General features: G+C 67.8%; 15 protein-coding genes. 8 read left to right on the top strand and 7 right to left on the bottom strand.

Annotated features, from left to right (window positions below; all coding sequences use genetic code 11):
• Window positions 1-27 precede the first annotated feature (27 nt).
• A complete protein-coding gene (locus J9315_RS11355) occupies window positions 28-963 on the top strand; it encodes an SDR family oxidoreductase (RefSeq protein ID WP_198498348.1) in 936 nt (311 codons plus the stop codon).
• On the opposite strand, the gene J9315_RS11350 is transcribed toward J9315_RS11355, so the two are convergent.
• Window positions 960-2,267: an ArgE/DapE family deacylase gene (locus J9315_RS11350; protein ID WP_198498349.1), complete on the bottom strand. Its 1,308-nt coding sequence runs from the start codon at window positions 2,265-2,267 to the stop codon at window positions 960-962. The genes J9315_RS11355 and J9315_RS11350 overlap by 4 nt on opposite strands.
• Before the next feature lie 323 nt (window positions 2,268-2,590).
• Here J9315_RS11350 and J9315_RS11345 point away from each other — a divergent pair, with 323 nt between their 5' ends.
• The 3 genes from J9315_RS11345 (at window position 2,591) to J9315_RS11335 (ending at window position 7,371) form a co-directional block, all read left to right on the top strand.
• A complete protein-coding gene (locus J9315_RS11345) occupies window positions 2,591-3,073 on the top strand; it encodes a nuclear transport factor 2 family protein (protein ID WP_232623543.1) in 483 nt (160 codons plus the stop codon).
• On the top strand, window positions 3,070-4,458 hold the full coding sequence (locus J9315_RS11340; RefSeq protein WP_332839520.1) for a cytosine permease: 1,389 nt from the start codon (window positions 3,070-3,072) through the stop codon (window positions 4,456-4,458). Before J9315_RS11345 ends, J9315_RS11340 begins: the two co-directional genes overlap by 4 nt.
• A 660-nt stretch (window positions 4,459-5,118) precedes the next feature.
• Complete coding sequence (locus J9315_RS11335; RefSeq protein ID WP_211977886.1) at window positions 5,119-7,371, top strand: HNH endonuclease signature motif containing protein; 2,253 nt, start codon at window positions 5,119-5,121, stop codon at window positions 7,369-7,371.
• A 26-nt stretch (window positions 7,372-7,397) separates the two neighbouring features.
• Here the strand turns inward: J9315_RS11335 and J9315_RS11330 are convergent, their stop codons facing one another.
• Together J9315_RS11330 and J9315_RS11325 are read right to left on the bottom strand one after the other, a co-directional pair.
• The gene (locus tag J9315_RS11330) at window positions 7,398-8,099 is read right to left on the bottom strand and encodes a hydrolase (RefSeq protein ID WP_198498352.1); all 702 of its coding nucleotides are present in this window, start codon (window positions 8,097-8,099) and stop codon (window positions 7,398-7,400) included.
• Between the two features lie 473 nt (window positions 8,100-8,572).
• Window positions 8,573-9,895, bottom strand: a complete 1,323-nt coding sequence (locus tag J9315_RS11325) for an ABC transporter permease (RefSeq protein WP_232623544.1) — start codon at window positions 9,893-9,895, stop codon at window positions 8,573-8,575.
• A gap of 123 nt (window positions 9,896-10,018) precedes the next feature.
• Here J9315_RS11325 and J9315_RS11320 point away from each other — a divergent pair, with 123 nt between their 5' ends.
• From J9315_RS11320 to J9315_RS11305, 4 genes are all read left to right on the top strand, one after another.
• Window positions 10,019-10,588 (top strand): TetR/AcrR family transcriptional regulator, encoded by a 570-nt coding sequence (locus J9315_RS11320; protein WP_198498353.1) that lies wholly within the window; start codon window positions 10,019-10,021, stop codon window positions 10,586-10,588.
• A gap of 76 nt (window positions 10,589-10,664) precedes the next feature.
• Window positions 10,665-11,261: a TetR/AcrR family transcriptional regulator gene (locus J9315_RS11315; protein ID WP_198498354.1), complete on the top strand. Its 597-nt coding sequence runs from the start codon at window positions 10,665-10,667 to the stop codon at window positions 11,259-11,261.
• 112 nt (window positions 11,262-11,373) lie between these two features.
• A complete protein-coding gene (locus J9315_RS11310; RefSeq protein ID WP_198498355.1) occupies window positions 11,374-12,774 on the top strand; it encodes an amidohydrolase family protein in 1,401 nt (466 codons plus the stop codon).
• A gap of 112 nt (window positions 12,775-12,886) precedes the next feature.
• Complete coding sequence (locus tag J9315_RS11305) at window positions 12,887-14,077, top strand: M20 family metallopeptidase (RefSeq protein ID WP_198498356.1); 1,191 nt, start codon at window positions 12,887-12,889, stop codon at window positions 14,075-14,077.
• A gap of 43 nt (window positions 14,078-14,120) precedes the next feature.
• Here the strand turns inward: J9315_RS11305 and J9315_RS11300 are convergent, their stop codons facing one another.
• From J9315_RS11300 to J9315_RS11285, 4 genes are all read right to left on the bottom strand, one after another.
• Window positions 14,121-14,858, bottom strand: a complete 738-nt coding sequence (locus tag J9315_RS11300; protein WP_198498357.1) for an MgtC/SapB family protein — start codon at window positions 14,856-14,858, stop codon at window positions 14,121-14,123.
• A gap of 168 nt (window positions 14,859-15,026) precedes the next feature.
• Entirely contained in the window at window positions 15,027-15,605 is a 579-nt protein-coding gene (locus J9315_RS11295) for an NADPH-dependent FMN reductase (RefSeq protein WP_198498358.1), read from the bottom strand.
• Window positions 15,606-15,654: 49 nt separating this feature from the next.
• Window positions 15,655-16,377, bottom strand: a complete 723-nt coding sequence (locus J9315_RS11290) for a DsbA family oxidoreductase (protein ID WP_198498359.1) — start codon at window positions 16,375-16,377, stop codon at window positions 15,655-15,657.
• A gap of 191 nt (window positions 16,378-16,568) precedes the next feature.
• Window positions 16,569-17,621, bottom strand: coding sequence for an Rv2578c family radical SAM protein (locus J9315_RS11285; RefSeq protein ID WP_232623545.1), 1,053 nt, complete (start codon window positions 17,619-17,621; stop codon window positions 16,569-16,571).
• Window positions 17,622-17,763: the final 142 nt, after the last annotated feature.

The following is a 17,763-nucleotide window of genomic DNA, read 5'->3' as shown; positions in this document are numbered from 1 at the left end:
GATCACCGAGAGAAAGCGGTAAGAATCATGCCCGAAAACACGAGCAGCACAGCGACCCCCGGCACCGCGAGCGCGACCGCCCACACCGAGGAATGGCCGCGCGGGGAGGTCGCCTTCGTCACCGGCGCGGCCTCCGGCATCGGCCTCGGACTCTCCCGCGCCTTCGTCGCGGCCGGGGCCCGGGTTGGACTCGTCGACATCGACGACGCCCGCCTCGCCCAGGTGGCGGAGGAGCTGCGGGCGGCCGGAGGCACCGTGACCACGGTGCGCTTCGACGTCGGCGACCCGGATGCCTGGGAGGCCGCCGCAGATGCCGTCGAGGCCGAGCTCGGTCCGGTGACGATCCTCTGCAGCAACGCCGGTGTCAACGGCGGCAGCTCGGCGGAGGCCACCCCGTGGGAGGTGTGGCGCCGGGTGCACACGATCAACATCGACGCACAGTACCTCGGCGCCTCGACGTTCCTGCCGCGGTTCCGCCGCCTGGGCAGGCCCGCGCACATCCTCAACACCGCGTCGCTCGCGGGCATCATCCCGATGGCCGACGTCGCCGCCTACGCCTCCTCGAAGTTCGCGAGCGTCGGCTTCTCGATGGTGCTGCGCAGCGAACTCGCCGGCAGCGGCATCGGAGTCTCCGTGCTCGCACCGGGAAGCGTGTCGACCCGGATCGCCGAGACCGCGGCAGCGGGGCAGGCGGAGCTGCTCGGGGAGGAGGCGAACGCCGAGGCGGTCGCGGCGAATTCGGCGATGCTCGCTGAGGGTGCCGACCCCGACGCTGTCGGGCAACAGGTCGTTGAGGCGATGAGGGCCGGCCAGTTCCTCATCGTCACCCACGGGGAATGGCTGCCGCTCGTGCGCGCTGTCCATGCCGAAGTGGAAACCGCGTTCGCGGAGTTCGACGGGCGCCACGGCAGCGATCCGGCCGCCGCGCTCCTGGTCCAGGGCGTGAACCCGGTCAGCTCCTAGGCCTGTCGACGCTCGTCGATTCCGCACCACTGTGCGAGGAACAGGGCGATCGTCGTCGTGCAGCGGCGGATCGACTCCACGCTCACCCGTTCGTCGAAGCCGTGGATGTCCTCCGTCACCGGTCCGTAGACGAGCGCCGGCATGTTCGCGAAGTTCGCGAACACCTGGGCGTCGAGGTAACCGGGGGTGGTGAACGCGGTCAGCTCCTCGCCGGCGACCGAGGCGTGCGCTGAGGCGAGCACAGCCTCCGCATCGCTTCCGGGCTCGAGCACGTACCCCCGCGCATAGAACCCGTTCGGCGTGAGCTCCGCGGTGAACGCGGGCACCGGCGGGCCGCTCAGCGGTCGGTCGGTGCCGCGGGCCGCCTCGGTGACACAGTCGACGATCTCCGCCCATGCGTCGTCGGGATCAGTGCCGGGGTAGATGGCGACGCGGACCTGGAGTTCGCACCAGGCCGGGACGCTTGAGGGCCAGTCGCCGCCGCGGATGCCGCCGAAGTTGACGTTGATGGGATGGTCGAGGTCGGCGAAGTGCGGGTGGTCGGCCTTCCGCTCGTTCCACCTCTCCTCGAGCCCGCGCAGCGCGCCGATCACGTGGTAGGCGGCGTCGATGGCGTTGAAGCCGCTGGCCATCTCCCGCGGGTGAGTGGGTTCTCCGCTGACGAGGACCGTGAACCAGATGACGCCGACATTCGCCCGGACGAGTGCATCCTCCTCCGGTTCGGGAATGATGACGGCATCGGCGGTGTATCCGCGCAGCAGGGCCGCCAGCGAGCCGTTGCCGGTGCACTCCTCCTCGACGACGGACTCGATGTGCACCCGTCCGGTGAGGTCGAGCCCCGCATCTCGGACGGCGGTGAACGCGAAGAGATTCGCCATGAGCCCGGCCTTCATGTCGCCTGCTCCGCGCCCGTACATCCACCCGTCGCGGACCTCGGCGTCCCACGGTGACCGCGACCAACGGCCGGTCGGTCCTGCGGGGACGACGTCGATATGACCGTTGAGGATAAGGGAGCGGCCCCGGTCGCGTTCGGGGCGATAGGTTCCGACGACATTCGTCATCCGCGCGTAGTCGACCGTGGTCGGACCGAATCCGGGATGGTCGCGCAGCTCGGCCGAGTCGATCGTCCAGCGGTCGACGTCGAGGCGGAGGCCGCGCAGGGCGCGTTCGATGAGATCCTGCCCGGGTTCCTCGTCACCGCGAGTGGTCGGGAGCCCGACGAGTTCGGCCGTCACCGCCAGCTGTTCGGCGAAGTTGGCGTCGACGGCCGCTCTGATCCGGTCCGTCGCGTCGTCTGTGCCCATGTCTCCTCCGCGGTGAGTCGTGATGGGTGTCCCTTTCCAGGGTGGGCCCGGAAGCGCCTCGGCGTCGAGGGCCGAACCACCTGTCGAGACTGTGGGGAGGCGAGGAAGCCGGCGGCACCGGCGCCGCCCGGACCCACGGTCGCCTGCCGACCCCGCACCGCTGCCCCCGGCCCGACCCCGATGACCCCGCACGTATCCACGCTGGCGCGTGACCAGGAAAACTTGTCCAGGGCGGATAGTGCGTCCTGAATCTCCGTCATTAGAGTTGCTCAACAACCATCAACAGAGAGTTGCCGAGCATCATGACAGAGAAGTCGATCCCTGTGCCCTCAGACCCCTCCGCGCCCAGCGCCGAGGCCGTCGAACGCGCCGCCGCAGCCATCGTGCGCGCCTTCGCCGCCACCGACACCGCCGCGTACTTCGCCGGATTCGCCGCGGACGCCTCGTTCGTCTTCCACCCGGAGAACCACCGGCTGAACTCGCGCGCCGAGTACGAGGAGATATGGAACGGCTGGCTCGCCGACGGCTGGTCCGTCATCGACTGCGTCTCCAGCGATCCGCTCATCCAGACGTTCCCGGGCGGCGCCGTCTTCTCGCACACGGTCGACACGACCGTCGAGACCGGGGAAGGCCGGGAATCGTATCGGGAACGCGAGAGCATAGTGTTCCGCCACCTCGGCGATGGTGACCTCATCGCAATCCACGAACATCTGTCCCCGGTCCCGGACACCGCCGATATCCCTCCGGAGGGGGCCGGAGTCGCCGCCGAAACGGACACCACCACCGCCGAGGAGGTCGCACCGTGAACTGGTATCGCCGACTCGACGCCCGGTTGGCTGCGGATTCGGACGATTCGGGAGTCGTGCAGGGCAGGCTCGGCACCGGACGGATGTTCATGATCTGGCTCGCGGCCAACCTCGTCGTGACGACGATGCTCACGGGAACCCTCTTCGTGCCGGGCATCGACTACGGCACGGCGGCGCTGATGATCGCGGCGGGCACGGTGATCGGCACGATCGTCCTCGTGCTCATCGGCAACATCGGCACCCGGACGGGGCTCGCGACGATGGCCGTGACACGCGGAGCGTTCGGGGCGAAGGGCAGCTTCCTGCCGGTCGCGGCCAACGTCATCATCCTCATGGGCTGGAGCTGGGTGCAGGCGATGCTCGCCGGCATCAGCGTCAACTACGTCGTCGAGCAGACCACGGGCTTCTCCAACCCGGTCCTCTTCTCCGTCCTCTGCCAGGCGCTCGTCGTCGGTCTCGCGATCCTCGGCCATGAGGGCATCGAGAAGGCCGAGCCGTGGTTCGCACTCCTCATCCTCGTCGTCATGGCCTACATCTTCGTCACCGCGTTCATCGGCCACGCACCGAGCGAATACCTCACCATTCCCGCCGATGAGAGCCTCGGCTTCACCCCGGTCCTCGCGCTCGACATCGTCATCGCGACGGCGATCTCGTGGACCGTGCTCTCCGCCGACCTCAATCGGCTCGCCGGAAGCCAGCGCGCCGGCATCGTCGGTTCGGGGCTGGGATACATCACCTCGACGGTGCTGGCGATGCTGCTCGGGCTCACCGCCTTCAGCTTCATCCTCCTCGACGGGGGAGCGGCCGAGCCCTTCGACCCCACCGCGCTCGCCGACCGCTTCGGCTGGCCCCTCGCGATCGTCATCTTCCTCTCCGTCATGGCGACGAACACGATGGTCGTCTACGGCATGGTCAACTCCGTCATCGGCGCCAGGAAGCAGTCCCGGCTCCGCTTCCTGCCGGTGGCGCTCGTCCTCGGGGCGATCTCGATCATCGGGTCGACGTGGCTTGCGCTGCTCGACCAGTACACCGCGTTCCTCACCGTCATCGGGGCGTTCTTCGTGCCCGTCTTCGCGATCGTCATCGCCGACTACTACATCGTCAAACGGGGGTTCTACTCGAAGGACATCCTCCGTGACGAGGGCGGCATGTACGCGTACGTCCGCGGGGTGAACTGGGCGGCGGTCATCGTGTGGATCGTCGGGGCGTTCGCCTCCTACCTGCTCACCTATGTGTGGGCGAGCCCCGTGGGCGCGACGATTCCGTCGTTCGTCATCTCGTTCCTCCTCTACCTGGCCCTGTCGTGGTCGACGCGGCACCGCTTCGCCGAGGCGGCGCTGCGTGACGCACCTTCCCGCGGTTCCGTGGGTGGTCTGAGCGGCTGAGAAGGGACAGTCGAACGGGCAGATGTGGTGAAACGGGAATCATCGCAGGTCATCAGTGACGTCCGAGGTCGTGTCAGTGCCGAGTGCAACAATGGATCGCACAAGGAAATATCAGCGGGAAAGAGATCATGATCTTTTTCTCATGAATTGCAATCGGGCTATTCCATTTTATGTTCGAATAGTTTATCATTGACGTACGACGCACTATGATTCACAGATCGCTTCCCCGACGCTGTTGTCAGAGGCAGGTGAGCCAGCGTGAAAGACCTCCCCGGTGGAGACGGACGGCGGCCCGGTCGTGCCTCGGGCTCGCGGTTCGACGCAGCTGGTGCAGAAGCCGGTCCTCGGTGGCGCGACGCGCGCGATTCGGCTGCGACCACTGGGCGCGGTCCCGGTGAACGGTGCAGCACCGACGGCCTCTCTCCCGTTGATTCTGATTCCGCTCGACCGACGATTCGACTCGGGTCGAGGATCAGCGAACTCGCGGAGATCTCCGCACAATCCGATCAGATCCAGCTCCGCACGCTCGACGTCACGGCAGGCATCACGTTGGAGCGCGTCGTCCGGCATCTCGACGTCCCCCTGCCCGACGGCGACGCACCGTATCGCTTTGCCACGATCGCCGCATCCGTGCTCCGGCACGAAGTTGACGAGGCGGCTATGGATTCCGATCCCGCCACGCCGACCGACGAGACCGGCGAGGACGCAGCGGCACAGGGAACCGCAGCGAAGGGCACGTCCGCGAAGGGATCTCTCGGGCCGCGACGGAAACCGGCGCCCTCGACTCCCTTCGCCGCCGCATTCGACGCGATGGCAGCCGATGACGACGTGACCGCATCGACTGAGCTCGTGAGGGTGCCGCGCACGTCGACGACCGTGGCTCTCCGCGACCCTGCACTGCTGGCGTGGCGGCGGCGGTGCGAAGCGGCTCTCGCTCCGCCGTCGACGGAAATCGTCTCGGCCGAGACCGCGGAATCAGACGACGCGTCCGAAGCCCCCGATTTCCCGGGCTTCCGCCTCGACACCACTGTCTGCGAATGGGTGCAGGACAACGTTGCCGACGAGGACGTCATCGAAACCGCGACCATCCTCGGTCAGTCGATCGCCCGCACCTATCGGCACCTGCGCACGGCGATGACGATCATCCACGGGCTGCCGCGCTTCGCCGATCGCGTCCGTGCAGGCGAGTTCACGATCGCCCATGTCCAGGTCGTCGGCGACCTCTGCCGAACAGTGGCCCTCAGGTACCTCCCGGAGATCGACGAACACCTCGCCGAGCGCCGGGCCGATGTCACGAGCGACCGGCTCCGGACGGCCCTGCGGAAGTTCATCGCCGTGCTCGAACCGGCTGACGACCGATCGCAGACAGCCAAGGAGCGTCGCCGCGTCGATCTGCACACGTACAAGAACGGCTCGGCCTGCATGTCCCTGACAGGGCCGGCCGAGGAACTCCATGCGTGCTACCTGCGAGTCGAAGCGATGGCGCGCGCCATCCACTCGCGCAGAGGTGCGGCATTCGACCTGCCTCCCGGAGTCGAGATCATCGATGATCGCGCCTTCGACAACCTCATGTACGACATCGTCACCCGACCGCAGCCGAAGCTGAGCATCAAGGTGCGCCGCATCGACCCCGTGACCGGGGTCCAGTCGGTCGAGGAGGAACCGCTGCTCGACAACGACGGAAACCTGCTCTTCGACCTCGGACCCGACGGCACCATCATCATGAAGAACGCCACCTCGGTGAGCGACGCCTCAGCGGTCAGGGCCCCAGCGGACGGCACCGCGACGAACAGCTTCTCGGCGAACAGTGCAGGCGTGGAGGGACTGCCCCTTCCCGGGCACGGCACCGAGGCGGCCGATGCGGCCGATCGGGGAAGCGCGTTCGGCAGGGCCGGTGGCGATGAGACGCAGACCGTTGAGAGCTGGATCGCCGCGGAGATGCCGATGCACTCGTGGTGGATCGCGCTTCAGGCGACGATGGTCACCACCGTTCCCGTGATGTCCCTCCTCGGCGAATCGAACCTGCCGGGCACGCTGCCCGACGGTTCACCGATCCCCGCCGAAACCGCGCGGCGCATCGCCGGACACTGCTCCACCGTGACGAGGATCCTCACCGACCCGGCGACGGGCACCCCGATCGATGCCAAGGCCACGACGTACCGAATTCCCAATGATGTGCGCAAGACACTCATCGCCCAGTGGGAGTGCTGCAGCGTCCCCGGGTGCGCTCGCGCTGCCGTCAAGGCCGAGATCGACCATATCGTTCCGTTCTTCAAGCTCGATCCGCTCAAAGGCGGTCTCACTCGGTTCGGCAATCTCCATCCGCTGTGCAGGAAGCACCATGCCCTCAAGACCGCATGCCTGCTGCGGGTGCGGATGACGGAACCGGGCTGTGTCGAGTACGAGTTCCGACACGGAGTGACGGCGACCTCACGTGCTCCTGACCAGCCGATCGAGGTGGCCCAGGCGATGGAGCTCGCTGCGCTCAGTGGGATGAGACCCCACGTGGTGTGGAAGCCGAAGCATCCGGTCCCACCGCCGAAGTACATCATCGAGCTCGAACCGAACGAACAGCTGGTCAGACAGCGCCGCGAAGCGATGCGGAAATCCGCCGAGGAGACCGAACGCAAGCGCAGGATCCAGGAGAACTACGAACGCGCTCGTGATTTCGCCCGTCGGAAGAGGCTTGCCCAGCTGCTCAACTGGCGCAACGAGGTGTTCCCGCCGTGCCTGCCGCGAGGATCCGACCCGGTGACGATGAAGAGACTGATGCCCGGCCGCCGACTGTCGGTGAGCGATGCCCGGCGGCGTCGAGAAGACGCCGGTGATACCTGGGTGGAGCCGCTCGACCAGTTCTGGAGCGTGCCGATCACATGGCATCAGGACAACCGCGATGATCCTCCGCCGTTCTGACAGTCGTGACGTCGTCCTCTGCGAAGTCAGGTGAGATCGTCGTACTCGCCGGAGACCCACCGGGCATAACGGTCGGCCGAAGACTGCACTGCCGCGTGGGCTCCTCCGGTGATCGTCTGACCGAAGTTGCCGTACATGCGGTCGAAATCGAGATCCGACACCGAGGCGGCGATGCGCTGCACGACCGCAGCGGAGAGCGGCAGGTAGTTGGGGAAGCTGCGCATGAACGTCACCCACCCGTCGCGCACGACCGGCCCGATCGAATCGCCAGCGAGCATGACGCCGCTACCGTCTCCTCCTTCCCACAGGGCAAGCACACTGCCGGGGAAATGACCGCCGACTCGGTGCACCGAGACCTGGGGGAGCGGCTCGGTGCCGTCGTCGAAGAACTCGATGGCGGGACCTTGTCTCTGCAGCCATTCGCGATCTCGAGCGCAGACGTGCACCGAGGCATCATCGAACGCGGCGCTCCACGCGAGCTGCATGCCGAACATGTGCGGATGACTCGGGACGATCGCTGCGACTCCACCGAACGCGGCCACGGCCGCCACTGCTTCGGCGTCGATGTATGGCGGCACGTCGAAGAGAAGGTTGCCCTCCGACGTCTGGGCGAGATAGCACGTCTGCCCGATGCCGAGCCTCGGTTCGACGCGCAGAGCATGAAGCCCAGGTTCGCGCTCGTCGATGACGACACGGTGGCCCTCGGCCTCGAGGTCATCTCGGCTCACCCACTCCTGGCCCGAGCGCGGCACCCACTGGCGTTCATCGGCACAGATCGGGCACACCGCCGAGGGAGGAGGACTGGTCTCCACTCCGCAGTTGCGGCAGATCATCACGCCGGGGTCACTGGGTCCGCCGGGCGCGGGTGAGTCTCGTTCTGTTGCCTCGTCGCGTGGATCGCGTGCGTTCTCCGACGCGGGATCGGTCACTGTCTCACCCTCCTCGCTGAGTGTCTGAAGTCGCGGTTCGCTGTGGCACCAGTTCGCTGCGGAGCCGGTTCCGGTGTCGGTGCCGACCCTGCAGCGAGGTTCGCATGCCGACGACTTCGTCATTCATTCGAGCCTATGCCGTCAGTGCCCGAACCTCCTACCCCCAGCCTGCCCGGTCGCGGTGAGTCATCCCCGGAAGTGGAGTGCCGGCCCCGATGCGGTGGGTCACCGCATCCGGGCAGGCGAATGTCTGTCCCTCAAGCCGCGAGGGCTCAGCCCTTCCCGGCTTGCGCGGCGACGAGCTTCGCATGCGCACGCAGGTGGCCGATGAGGATGAGGGCGATGCCGAGGACGAACCACGCGACGAGCACCCACCACGACATCGCCATCGGCGCATCGGGGAAGTACGAGATGTCGCGGAGCAGTGTGCCCGCCGCGCCCGGCACGAAGAACTGGCCGATGTCGCCCCAGGCCCCGGCGAGGAACTCCTTCGGTTGAGTGAGCGAGGAGATCGGATTGCCGATGAACATCGTGAGCACGGCACCGATCGCGATGCCGCCCGGACCCATGAGCGACACGAAGCCGTTGATGATCGCCGCCGTCGACGCCACCGCCAGCCCGGCTGCGAGCGCATTCAGCCAGAACTCTCCCTGCAGGATGCCGAACCACGTCTGGAGGATGAGGGAGAGCGCAATTCCACCGAAGGCCCCATAGGCGACGACCGCGACGGCTCTCATCCGCCGCGAATGCACAAGAGTGCTGGTGAGAACACCACCGACGATGCCGCCGATCGACAGCGGCAGTCCCGCGATCGCCAGCCCGGCCCCTGTCGCATCGTCGTCGGAGAGCGGCACGACATCGGTGACCGTGACCTGCGGGACGTCCATCGCCGAGGCATCCGGCAGCGTGCCCGCACCCTCTCCTCCACCGGCGACGCTGGGAGCCTGACCCGGCGCCTGCGGGTTCTCGGCCGCCCGAGCAGCCGCCTCGAGTGCCTCCTGCATCTGCTCCATGCCGTCCTGCATCCCCGAGATCGCCTGGGAGTCGATGGACTGCTGCATCTGCGCGGCGAGGCCTCTCAGCTGTTGAGCCACCGCCGGCGACGCCGCCGAGGAGACGAGGATTTCCGGGTCCTCGCCACCGAGGACGAATGCCCCGTAGACCTCGCGCTCCCGGATCATCTGCTCCGCCTCGGCGCGGGTGTTCACGCGCTCGAGATCGAGCATTCCCTCCGGTGCACTGCTCGTGATCTGCTCGACCTGAGCGCTGTCGCCGACGGCGGCCATGGGCAGGTCCTTCGGGTCGGCCGTCACCGTCGGCCAGCTGAATGCCAGAAGGACGATGCTGACGATCGCCGCCGCGAACAGGGCGACGAGGATCGCGCGTCCGACACTGTGCTTCGGCAGCTCATCGCCGATCGCGCCGGGGGCGGGATCCGCTGCCTGGTCCCCGCTCGCACCAGCGGCTCTGCCTCGATCCCCGCCCTGATCAGCGGCTTGGTCCGCGGAGTCGGCGCCGAGGTGGTCGTCGTCGCCGTCGGTCCCCGGAGCACCGCTTCCGGAGTCGGAAGAGGTCCTGAGAAGTCTCGTGGTCATGGTCGTCCAATCCTCGAAAACGAATGCACGTTCATTTTTACGCCGTGGTCTACAATTAATCAAGAATGAACATTCGTTTTTGGGGGATCGGTGCCGAAGGTCACAGAGGAACACAAGGCTGCGATGCGCACGCGCATCCAGGACGCCGCGCTCGCATGCTTCGCGCGCAAGGGCTTCGCGGCGGCGTCGATGGCCGACATCGTCAAGGAGGCCGACCTGTCGGCGGGGGCCGTCTACCTCTACTACTCCTCGAAGTCCGAACTCATGGTCGCCGCCGGTCAGCGGATCATGGAGGAGCGCATCACCGTGCTCGGCGATCTCGATGACACCGAGGCGGTGCCGCCGCCCAGCGTCGTCTTCCCGCGGCTGCTCGATGCGATTCTCGACGACACCCCGTTCCCCTCTCTCGTCCTCCAAGTCTGGGGCGAAGCCGCCCGCGTGCCTGAGTTCGCGGCGATCGCCGAGAAGATCTTCGCCGAGGTGCAGGCCCGCTTCGAGACCTACCTCGCCGCCTATTTCCACCGCACTGCCGGTCTCGACGAAATGGTGGCGCAGGCGCGTGCACGCGAGACGTCACCGGCGGCACTCGCGATGGTCCAGGGCGGCATCGTCCAGACTGCCGTGCTCGGTCCGGCGGTCCGACCGCGCGTCACCGGGTCGATGGCCGCGCTCCTCGCCGAGCTCGAGAGCTGATCCCGCGGTCACCACGATCCGAGACAAACGATACGCAGTGTTGCGGAACGAGAGACCTGCGTGAAAGGCTCGGCCCATGACGCAGGCCACACCGAAGGGTCGACCGCTCGACCCCGAGCTCACCGACCGCGTGCTCGCCGCTGTGCGCGCCGAGGTCGCGGAGCACGGCTTCATGAACCTGCGCATCGAGAGCATCGCCACCACCGTCGGCTGCGGGAAGACGGCGATCTACCGCCGCTGGCCCACCAAACCCGAACTCGTCGCCGCCGCCATCCTCGACACCCTCGAACTCGGCGAGATGCCCGACACCGGCGACGTCGTCGACGATCTCGTCGCGCATGCGTGGCAGAACATCGAGAACTTCCGCCGCTCGCTCGGCGTCCGCACGCACGGAAACGGCCTCCTGCTCGCGATGTTCAACATGGACGTCATCCCCCTCATCTCCGCCGACTTCATGGAGGAGCGCCATGCCAGGGGCCGGGCGATCCTTGCCCGCGCCGTCGATCGCGGACAGATGAGCGCCGCGCTCGACCACGATCTCATCCTCGACACGCTCGCCGGACTCACCCTCTTCACGATGACACTCCGTACCGAGAGTCCACTGCCGGACGACGCTGCGCTCACGGACAGATACCGCACCCTGGCGAGATCCCTCGTCGGCGCGGAGCACTGAGACCGGCCGTGCCGGCGAGACCACCGCGCGATTGACCGCCACACGGCTGGCCGCCACACGGCTGGCCACCCGGCGATACGACCACCACTCGATACGACCCGAAAGGATCACCATGGCCGCGGCCCACCTGCCCGCCACCGTTCCGGGCACCGAGCACCTGCTGCTCACGGGGGCTCGACTCATCGACGGCACCGGACGGGACCCCGTCCTCGACGCCGAGATCGAGATCGACGGCGATCGCATCGTCTACGCGGGACCGGCACGCCGTGAACGGTCCGGACCGCGGGAGTCGGGAGCTGTGCCCGGCGAGCCTGAGCCGCAGCCGATGACCGGAGAACCGGGAACCGCCTCGGCGAGCGTCGGCCCCAGCGCCCATCGTCCCCGCACGGGCGCACGCACGATCGATCTGCGCGGGGCCACCGTTCTGCCCGGTTTCATCGACTGCCACGTCCATCTCGGTCTCTCCATCGAAGACCAGACCGCCGACGCCGACCGCTTCGCCACCGAGCGCACCCTGCGCACCGCCCTCAACGCCCGCCGCACCCTCATGGCAGGAGTGACCACGGCACGCGACCTCGGCGGCATCGACCGCGGGTTCCGCGACGCCATCGGGTACGGCCTCATCCAGGGCCCGCGCCTGCATCTGGCGATCTCCGCCCTCTCACCGACCGGCGGTCACACCGACTTCACGCTGCCCAACGGCCGCGAAGTGCCTATGCACCTGCCCGTCGACCCGATCATCGACACCGACGACGAGGTGCGGCGCACCGTCCGACTCCTCGTCCGCTCCGGTGCCGATGTCATCAAGGTCTGCACGACCGGCGGCGTCTCGAGTCCCTCCGACACTCCCGACGACCTCGGCGTCCCTGAGGAACACGTTCGTCTCATCGTCGCCGAGACCGCCAAACGTGCAGGTCAGCCCGTTGCCGCCCACGCCCAGGGCGCCGCCGGGATCAAGGCGGCGATCCGCGGGGGCGTCCGCTCGGTCGAACACGGCTACGGCATCGACGATGAGGGCATCGACCTCATGCTCACCAGCGGCACATTCCTCGTGCCTACACTCAGCAGCGCACTGCGCGTACCCGACCCCGCCGTCGTGCCCGCGTACCTCTACGAGAAGAAGGTGCGCTGGTCGGCGATCGCCCGCGAACGCGTCGCCGCCGCACTCGCCGCCGGAGTGAAGGTGGCACTCGGCACCGATGCCGGAGTCTGCCCGCACGGTGAGAACCTCCGCGAACCCGTCCACGCCGTCGAACTCGGCCTCACTCCGATGCAGGCGATCGTCGCCGGAACACAGACGGCAGCGCAGCTGCTGCGCCTCGACGACGAGGTCGGCACGATCGAAGCCGGCCGCCTCGCCGACCTCCTCGTCGTCGATGTCGATCCGCTCGCCGACATCACCCCGCTCGCCGATCCCGACAGCATCAGGGTCGTCATGCAGGGCGGGACCGTCGTCAAGGACATCGATGCGCGCCTCACCGACGCCCCCGTCCCGCCGCTGCTCGCACGCTGATCCGCCCGACCGGAAGCATTTGACCCGACCACCCACCGACCCGAGCACCGATCAACCACCGACCCGACCAATCACCGACCAGAGCACCCACCGCGAAAGGAACCACCCCACCATGACGATCGACTTCACCGCCGAGGCCGCCGCGATCGGCGCTGAACTCACCGCCCTCCGCCGGGACCTCCACCGGAATCCGGAACTCGGACTCGATCTGCCCTTCACCCAGCAGCGCATCCTCGACGCGCTCGAGGGCCTGCCGCTCGAGATCACCCTGGGCCGTGAGCTCAGCTCTGTCGTCGCCGTGCTCCGCGGCGGCCGGCCCGGTCCGACGATCCTCCTGCGCGGCGACATGGACGCCCTGCCCGTCGTCGAGGCCACCGGCCTCGACTTCGCCTCGACGAACGGGAACATGCACGCGTGCGGCCACGACCTCCACGTCTCCGGCCTCGTCGGCGCCGCCACACTCCTCGCCGCGCACCAGGACGAGCTCGCCGGCACCGTCGTCTTCATGTTCCAGCCCGGCGAAGAGGGGCAGGGCGGAGCGAAGATCATGATCGACGAGGGCATGTTCGACCTCGCCGGCCAGATGCCCGACGCCGCCTACGCGATCCACGTCGCCCCCGGCGTCCCCGGCACGTTCGTCACCCGCCCCGGCTCGATCATGGCCGGCGCCAACACCTTCCACCTGACAATGCACGGCAAGGGCGGCCACAGCTCCCGACCGCAGGACGCGGTCGATCCCGTCCGTCCCCTCCTCGAGTTCGGGCAGGCGGTGTACTCGATGATCACCGGGTCCTTCAGCGTCTTCGACCCCATCGTCGCCGAGGTGACCCTCCTTGACGCCGGCAGCGCCGTCAACATCATCCCGTCGACGGCGACGCTGGGCATGTCCGTGCGCACCCTGTCCCCGGAGACGACGCAGCGGTTCCCCGAGCTCGCGACCCGCCTGGCCGACTCGATCGCCGCAGCTCACCGATGCACCGCCGAGGTGGTGTGGAACGAGCAGTACCCCGTGACCGTCAACGACGCCGCGGAGGCCGCGTTCACCCTTGAGACGCTCACCGAGACCTTCGGCGCCGACCGCGTCGTCAACGCCCCCGACCCCGTCATGGGCTCCGAGGACTTCTCCTACGTCCTCGAGGAGGTTCCCGGCGCGTTCGTCTTCCTCTTCGTCACCCCCGAGGGCGTCGACCCCGACACCGCGGCGGTCAACCACTCACCAGAGGTCCTCTTCGACGACCGACACCTCGCCGATCAGGCCGCCGCTCTGGCCACCCTGGCCTGGAAGCGGTCGCAGCGCGGCTGAGGGGTCAGGCCGAGGAAGCAGGCTGAAGGGTCAGGCTGCGGCCTCAGACGGTGTCGCCGTCGGCATCGACGGAGTGGACGCGGTCCTCGCGCAGGGCCACCTTGTCGACCCCGTCGAGCTCCATGAGCAGCGGAACGAGGTGGTCGAGGGGGCGCTTGCCCTCGAACTTCACGTCGATGCGCACCATCTTCGCACCGTCTTCGGCCTCGAAGCGCTGGGAATCGAGGATCGTGTTCGAGAAGCCCATCGTGCTCGCCACCCCGAGGATCTCCCGCAGCACCCCGCCGCCGTCGCGGTAGACGATGCGCAGCAGTTTGCCGCGGTTGCGGTCGGGGATCCTGCGGATGAGCGGGGCGACGACGAAGAGCGTGAGCAGGTGCAGGCCGGTGAGCATCGTGGCCAGGGCGAGCATTCCCGCCCCGCACGCCATGCCGACGGCGGCGCACACCCAGATCGAGGCTGCGGTGGTCAGCCCGCGCACCATGTTCCGGCCCTTGAAGATCACTCCGGCGCCGAGGAAGCCGATGCCGGAGACGATCTGGGCTGCGATCCGCGAAGGGTCGAGCTGGACGTCGCTGTCGAGGACCCCGGCGAACCCGTAGGCGGAGACGAGGGTGAACGCGCACGTGCCGATCCCGACGAGGACGTGCGTGCGATAGCCGGCGCTCTTCTGCCGGAACTGCCGTTCGAAGCCGATGAGCGAGCAGAGCACGAAGCTCGCCAACAGCAGGGTGCCCTCGAGGAGGATGTTCGAACCGAAGATGTCGCCGAATGAGCCCATAGTCGCTCACCTTAGTCCGGTTGCCCCGTCGAGAGCACGGTTCCGGTCATCGCCGGGTGGGACAGCCGGGACAAGACGAGTGGGACAGCCGGGACACGGAGAACTCCGCGGATGATGTCATCCGCGGAGTTCGAAGAGGAAGGCTGGCCGGGCCGGAGCCCGGAGCGATCAGGACTGGGGGACGAGGCTGCGATCGAGCGCCCGCGCCGCGGTGCGGAGCTCATCGGCGTAGCCGGCGACGACCTCCTCGGCGTCGGTGAGTCGCCAGTCCGGGCCGTAGGAGTCGCGCGGCAGAGTGATCTCGACGTTGTCGCCGACGAGGTCGAGACCGATGAACTCGAGCACGGCACGCAGCTGCGCGCCGGACATCCCACCGCCGTGGCCGCCGTAGCTGATGATGAGCGACGGCTTGTCCTTCCACTCGGCGAAGAGGTAGTCGATGGCGTTCTTCAGCGACGCCGGGTAGCCGGCGTTGTACTGCGGGGTGACGAAGACGACCGCGTCGGACTCGTCGATGATCCGCGCCCATTCCTTCGTGTGCGCATTCTGGTAGTCGCCGAGCGCCGGCATCCGCGGCTCGTCGAGCAGCGGCAGGTCAAGATCGGCGAGGTCGATGATCTCGGTGCGCGCATCGGCGGCATCGGAGATGATCTCGGCGACGGCGGAGGCGATCTGGTCGCCGACGCGCACCGGTCGGACGCTGCCGACGATGATGCGGATGAGCGGGGTGGACGGGGTCTCAGTCATGGGTGGTGGTCCTTTCGACGTCTGTGGAGGTGATGGGGATGGAGCTGTGTCAGTTGCAGCCCTCGGGGCCGCAGACGGCACCCTCGGGGTAGTCGTCGGCGCCGTCGGTGCCGGTGCCGGTGAGCACGGTGAGCTTCCGGCTCTCGTCCCACGCGGTCTCGAGCGCCTGGGTGAAGACCGGCGGCTTCTGCGCGCCGGAGATTCCGTATTTGCGGTCGATGACGAAGAACGGCACCCCATTGGCGCCGAGCATCCGGGCCTGAGCGACATCGGCCTCGACAGCGTCGGTGTACGCGTCGGATTCGAGGACCCGACGGGTCTCGGCGGGATCGAGCCCGAGCGACTCACCCACCTCGGCGAGGTAGTCGATGCTTCCGATGTCACGACCGGACTCGAAATGCCCGGACATCAGCGCCTCCTCGGCGGCCGCCATGACACCGTGGCTCTTGGCGAAGTGGAGGAAGCGGTGGGCGGTGAAGCTGTTCGCGACGACGACGGAATCGAAGTCGTAGTTGAGGCCCTCGCGCGCCGCCTGCTCGCTCACCTGGGCGAACATCTGCCGCACCTGTTCGGCGGGCATGCCCTTCGACCGGCTGAGGTAATTCGCTTCCGACTCCTCGACATGGGCGGGAAGGGTGGGATCGAGCTGGAAGCTGCGCCACTCGACCTCCACGTCATCCTTGTGCGGGAAACCCTCGAGCGCGGTTTCGAAGCGACGTTTGCCGATGTAGCACCACGGACAGGCGATGTCCGACCAGATCTCAATTTTCATACACTTTTCAACTACCTGCCCATGGAGGTTATTCCCGCCGCGGGGCCGGGTGCGACCGTCGTCACATTCGACCCGGAGGCGCGACCCGCCGAGGTGTTTGTCTCGACCTGGAGGACCCGACCGTCGCGGACGATGGGGAGGCGACGCCGTCAGAACAGTGCCGTCACAGCAGCGGCGTCAGAACAGTGCTGTCAGAACAGTGCCGCCTGGGGATCGAGCAGGGCGGACTCGGCAGCGGCGTTCGGTGACGATTGCCCGCCGCCGGTGGTGCCGCGCCGGGTCCACCGCTTCGTCGCGGGATAGTCGTCGTCGCTGGTCCCGCGCAGCTCGTAGCGGTCGATGAGCGGATTGATCCGCGCCGCCAACCAGGTCCGGTACTCCTTCGAGGCATACGCCGAGTTCGCATACATGCGCCGGTAGCGGGGGAGAAGCTCGGGGTGCTCGCGGTCGAGCCAGGCGAAGAACCACTCGCGAGCGCCCGGGCGCAGGTGAAGGGCGCCGTAGACGACCCTGCTCGCACCGGCGTCCCTGATCGCCGCGAGCGCCGTTTCGAGATGCTCGCGCGAATCGGTGAGCTTGGGCAGCACCGGCATGATGAACACGGTGACTCGGAAGCCCAGTTCGGCAGCCGCGCGCACCGTCGCCAACCGCGCCGCGGTCGTCGGCGTCCCGGGTTCGATCGCCTGCTGGAGCTCGTCGTCGTACACGGCGATCGACATGCTGATCTCGACGGGCACGTCGCGGGCGGCCTCGGCGAGCAGCGGGAGGTCGCGACGCAGCAGGGTGCCCTTCGTGAGGATCGACAGCGGTGTGCCGTGTTCGGCGAGGGCGGTGATGATCCCGGGCATGAGGCGGTAGCGGCCCTCGGCTCGCTGATAGGGGTCGGTGTTCGTCCCGAGGGCGACGAGGTCGCGTGACCAGCGGGGCTTGGCGACCTCCGCGGCGAGCACCTCCGGAGTGTTGACCTTGACGATGACCTGCCGGTCGAAGTCGCCGCCGGAGTCGAGGTCGAGATACCGGTGGGTGCTCCGGGCGAAGCAGTAGACGCACGCGTGGGAGCAGCCCCGATACGGGTTGATCGTCCACGAGAACGGCATCGCACTCGATTGCGGGACACGGTTGAGCGCGGACTTCGCGAGGACCTCGTGGAACGTCATCCCCGCGAACTCCGGGGCGCGCACGGTGCGGATGAGCCCGGTGACTCCGAAGAGCCCGGCTGTCGGTTCCGTGTCATTCCATCTCACACCGGCATTCGAACACGTGTTCGAGTCGAAGTCAAGGGCGGCCCGTGCGCCGGCCGTGACCGCCGACGGTGATCCGATTAAATGGTAGGCCAAATATTCCACTACCGAGCGCCGCCGATCCGCCGGCATCATCCCAGGTCCG

It is taken from the genome of Brevibacterium sp. W7.2, from assembly GCF_018137945.1.
GTDB classification, from domain to species: Bacteria; Actinomycetota; Actinomycetes; order Actinomycetales; family Brevibacteriaceae; genus Brevibacterium; species Brevibacterium sanguinis.
The sequence above is the reverse complement of the archived record's forward strand: the minus strand, read 5'-3'. Positions and strand labels throughout refer to the sequence as shown.

Coding starts and splice junctions, on each gene's coding strand:
- J9315_RS11350 (WP_198498349.1), bottom strand. CDS start 2,267: ATGGGCACAGACGACGCGACGGACCGGATCAGAGCGGCCGTCGACGCC.
- J9315_RS11290 (WP_198498359.1), bottom strand. CDS start 16,377: ATGAAAATTGAGATCTGGTCGGACATCGCCTGTCCGTGGTGCTACATC.
- J9315_RS11315 (WP_198498354.1), top strand. CDS start 10,665: ATGACGCAGGCCACACCGAAGGGTCGACCGCTCGACCCCGAGCTCACC.
- J9315_RS11300 (WP_198498357.1), bottom strand. CDS start 14,858: ATGGGCTCATTCGGCGACATCTTCGGTTCGAACATCCTCCTCGAGGGC.
- J9315_RS11305 (WP_198498356.1), top strand. CDS start 12,887: ATGACGATCGACTTCACCGCCGAGGCCGCCGCGATCGGCGCTGAACTC.
- J9315_RS11320 (WP_198498353.1), top strand. CDS start 10,019: ATGCGCACGCGCATCCAGGACGCCGCGCTCGCATGCTTCGCGCGCAAG.
- J9315_RS11295 (WP_198498358.1), bottom strand. CDS start 15,605: ATGACTGAGACCCCGTCCACCCCGCTCATCCGCATCATCGTCGGCAGC.
- J9315_RS11355 (WP_198498348.1), top strand. CDS start 28: ATGCCCGAAAACACGAGCAGCACAGCGACCCCCGGCACCGCGAGCGCG.
- J9315_RS11335 (WP_211977886.1), top strand. CDS start 5,119: ATGGATTCCGATCCCGCCACGCCGACCGACGAGACCGGCGAGGACGCA.
- J9315_RS11325 (WP_232623544.1), bottom strand. CDS start 9,895: ATGACCACGAGACTTCTCAGGACCTCTTCCGACTCCGGAAGCGGTGCT.
- J9315_RS11310 (WP_198498355.1), top strand. CDS start 11,374: ATGGCCGCGGCCCACCTGCCCGCCACCGTTCCGGGCACCGAGCACCTG.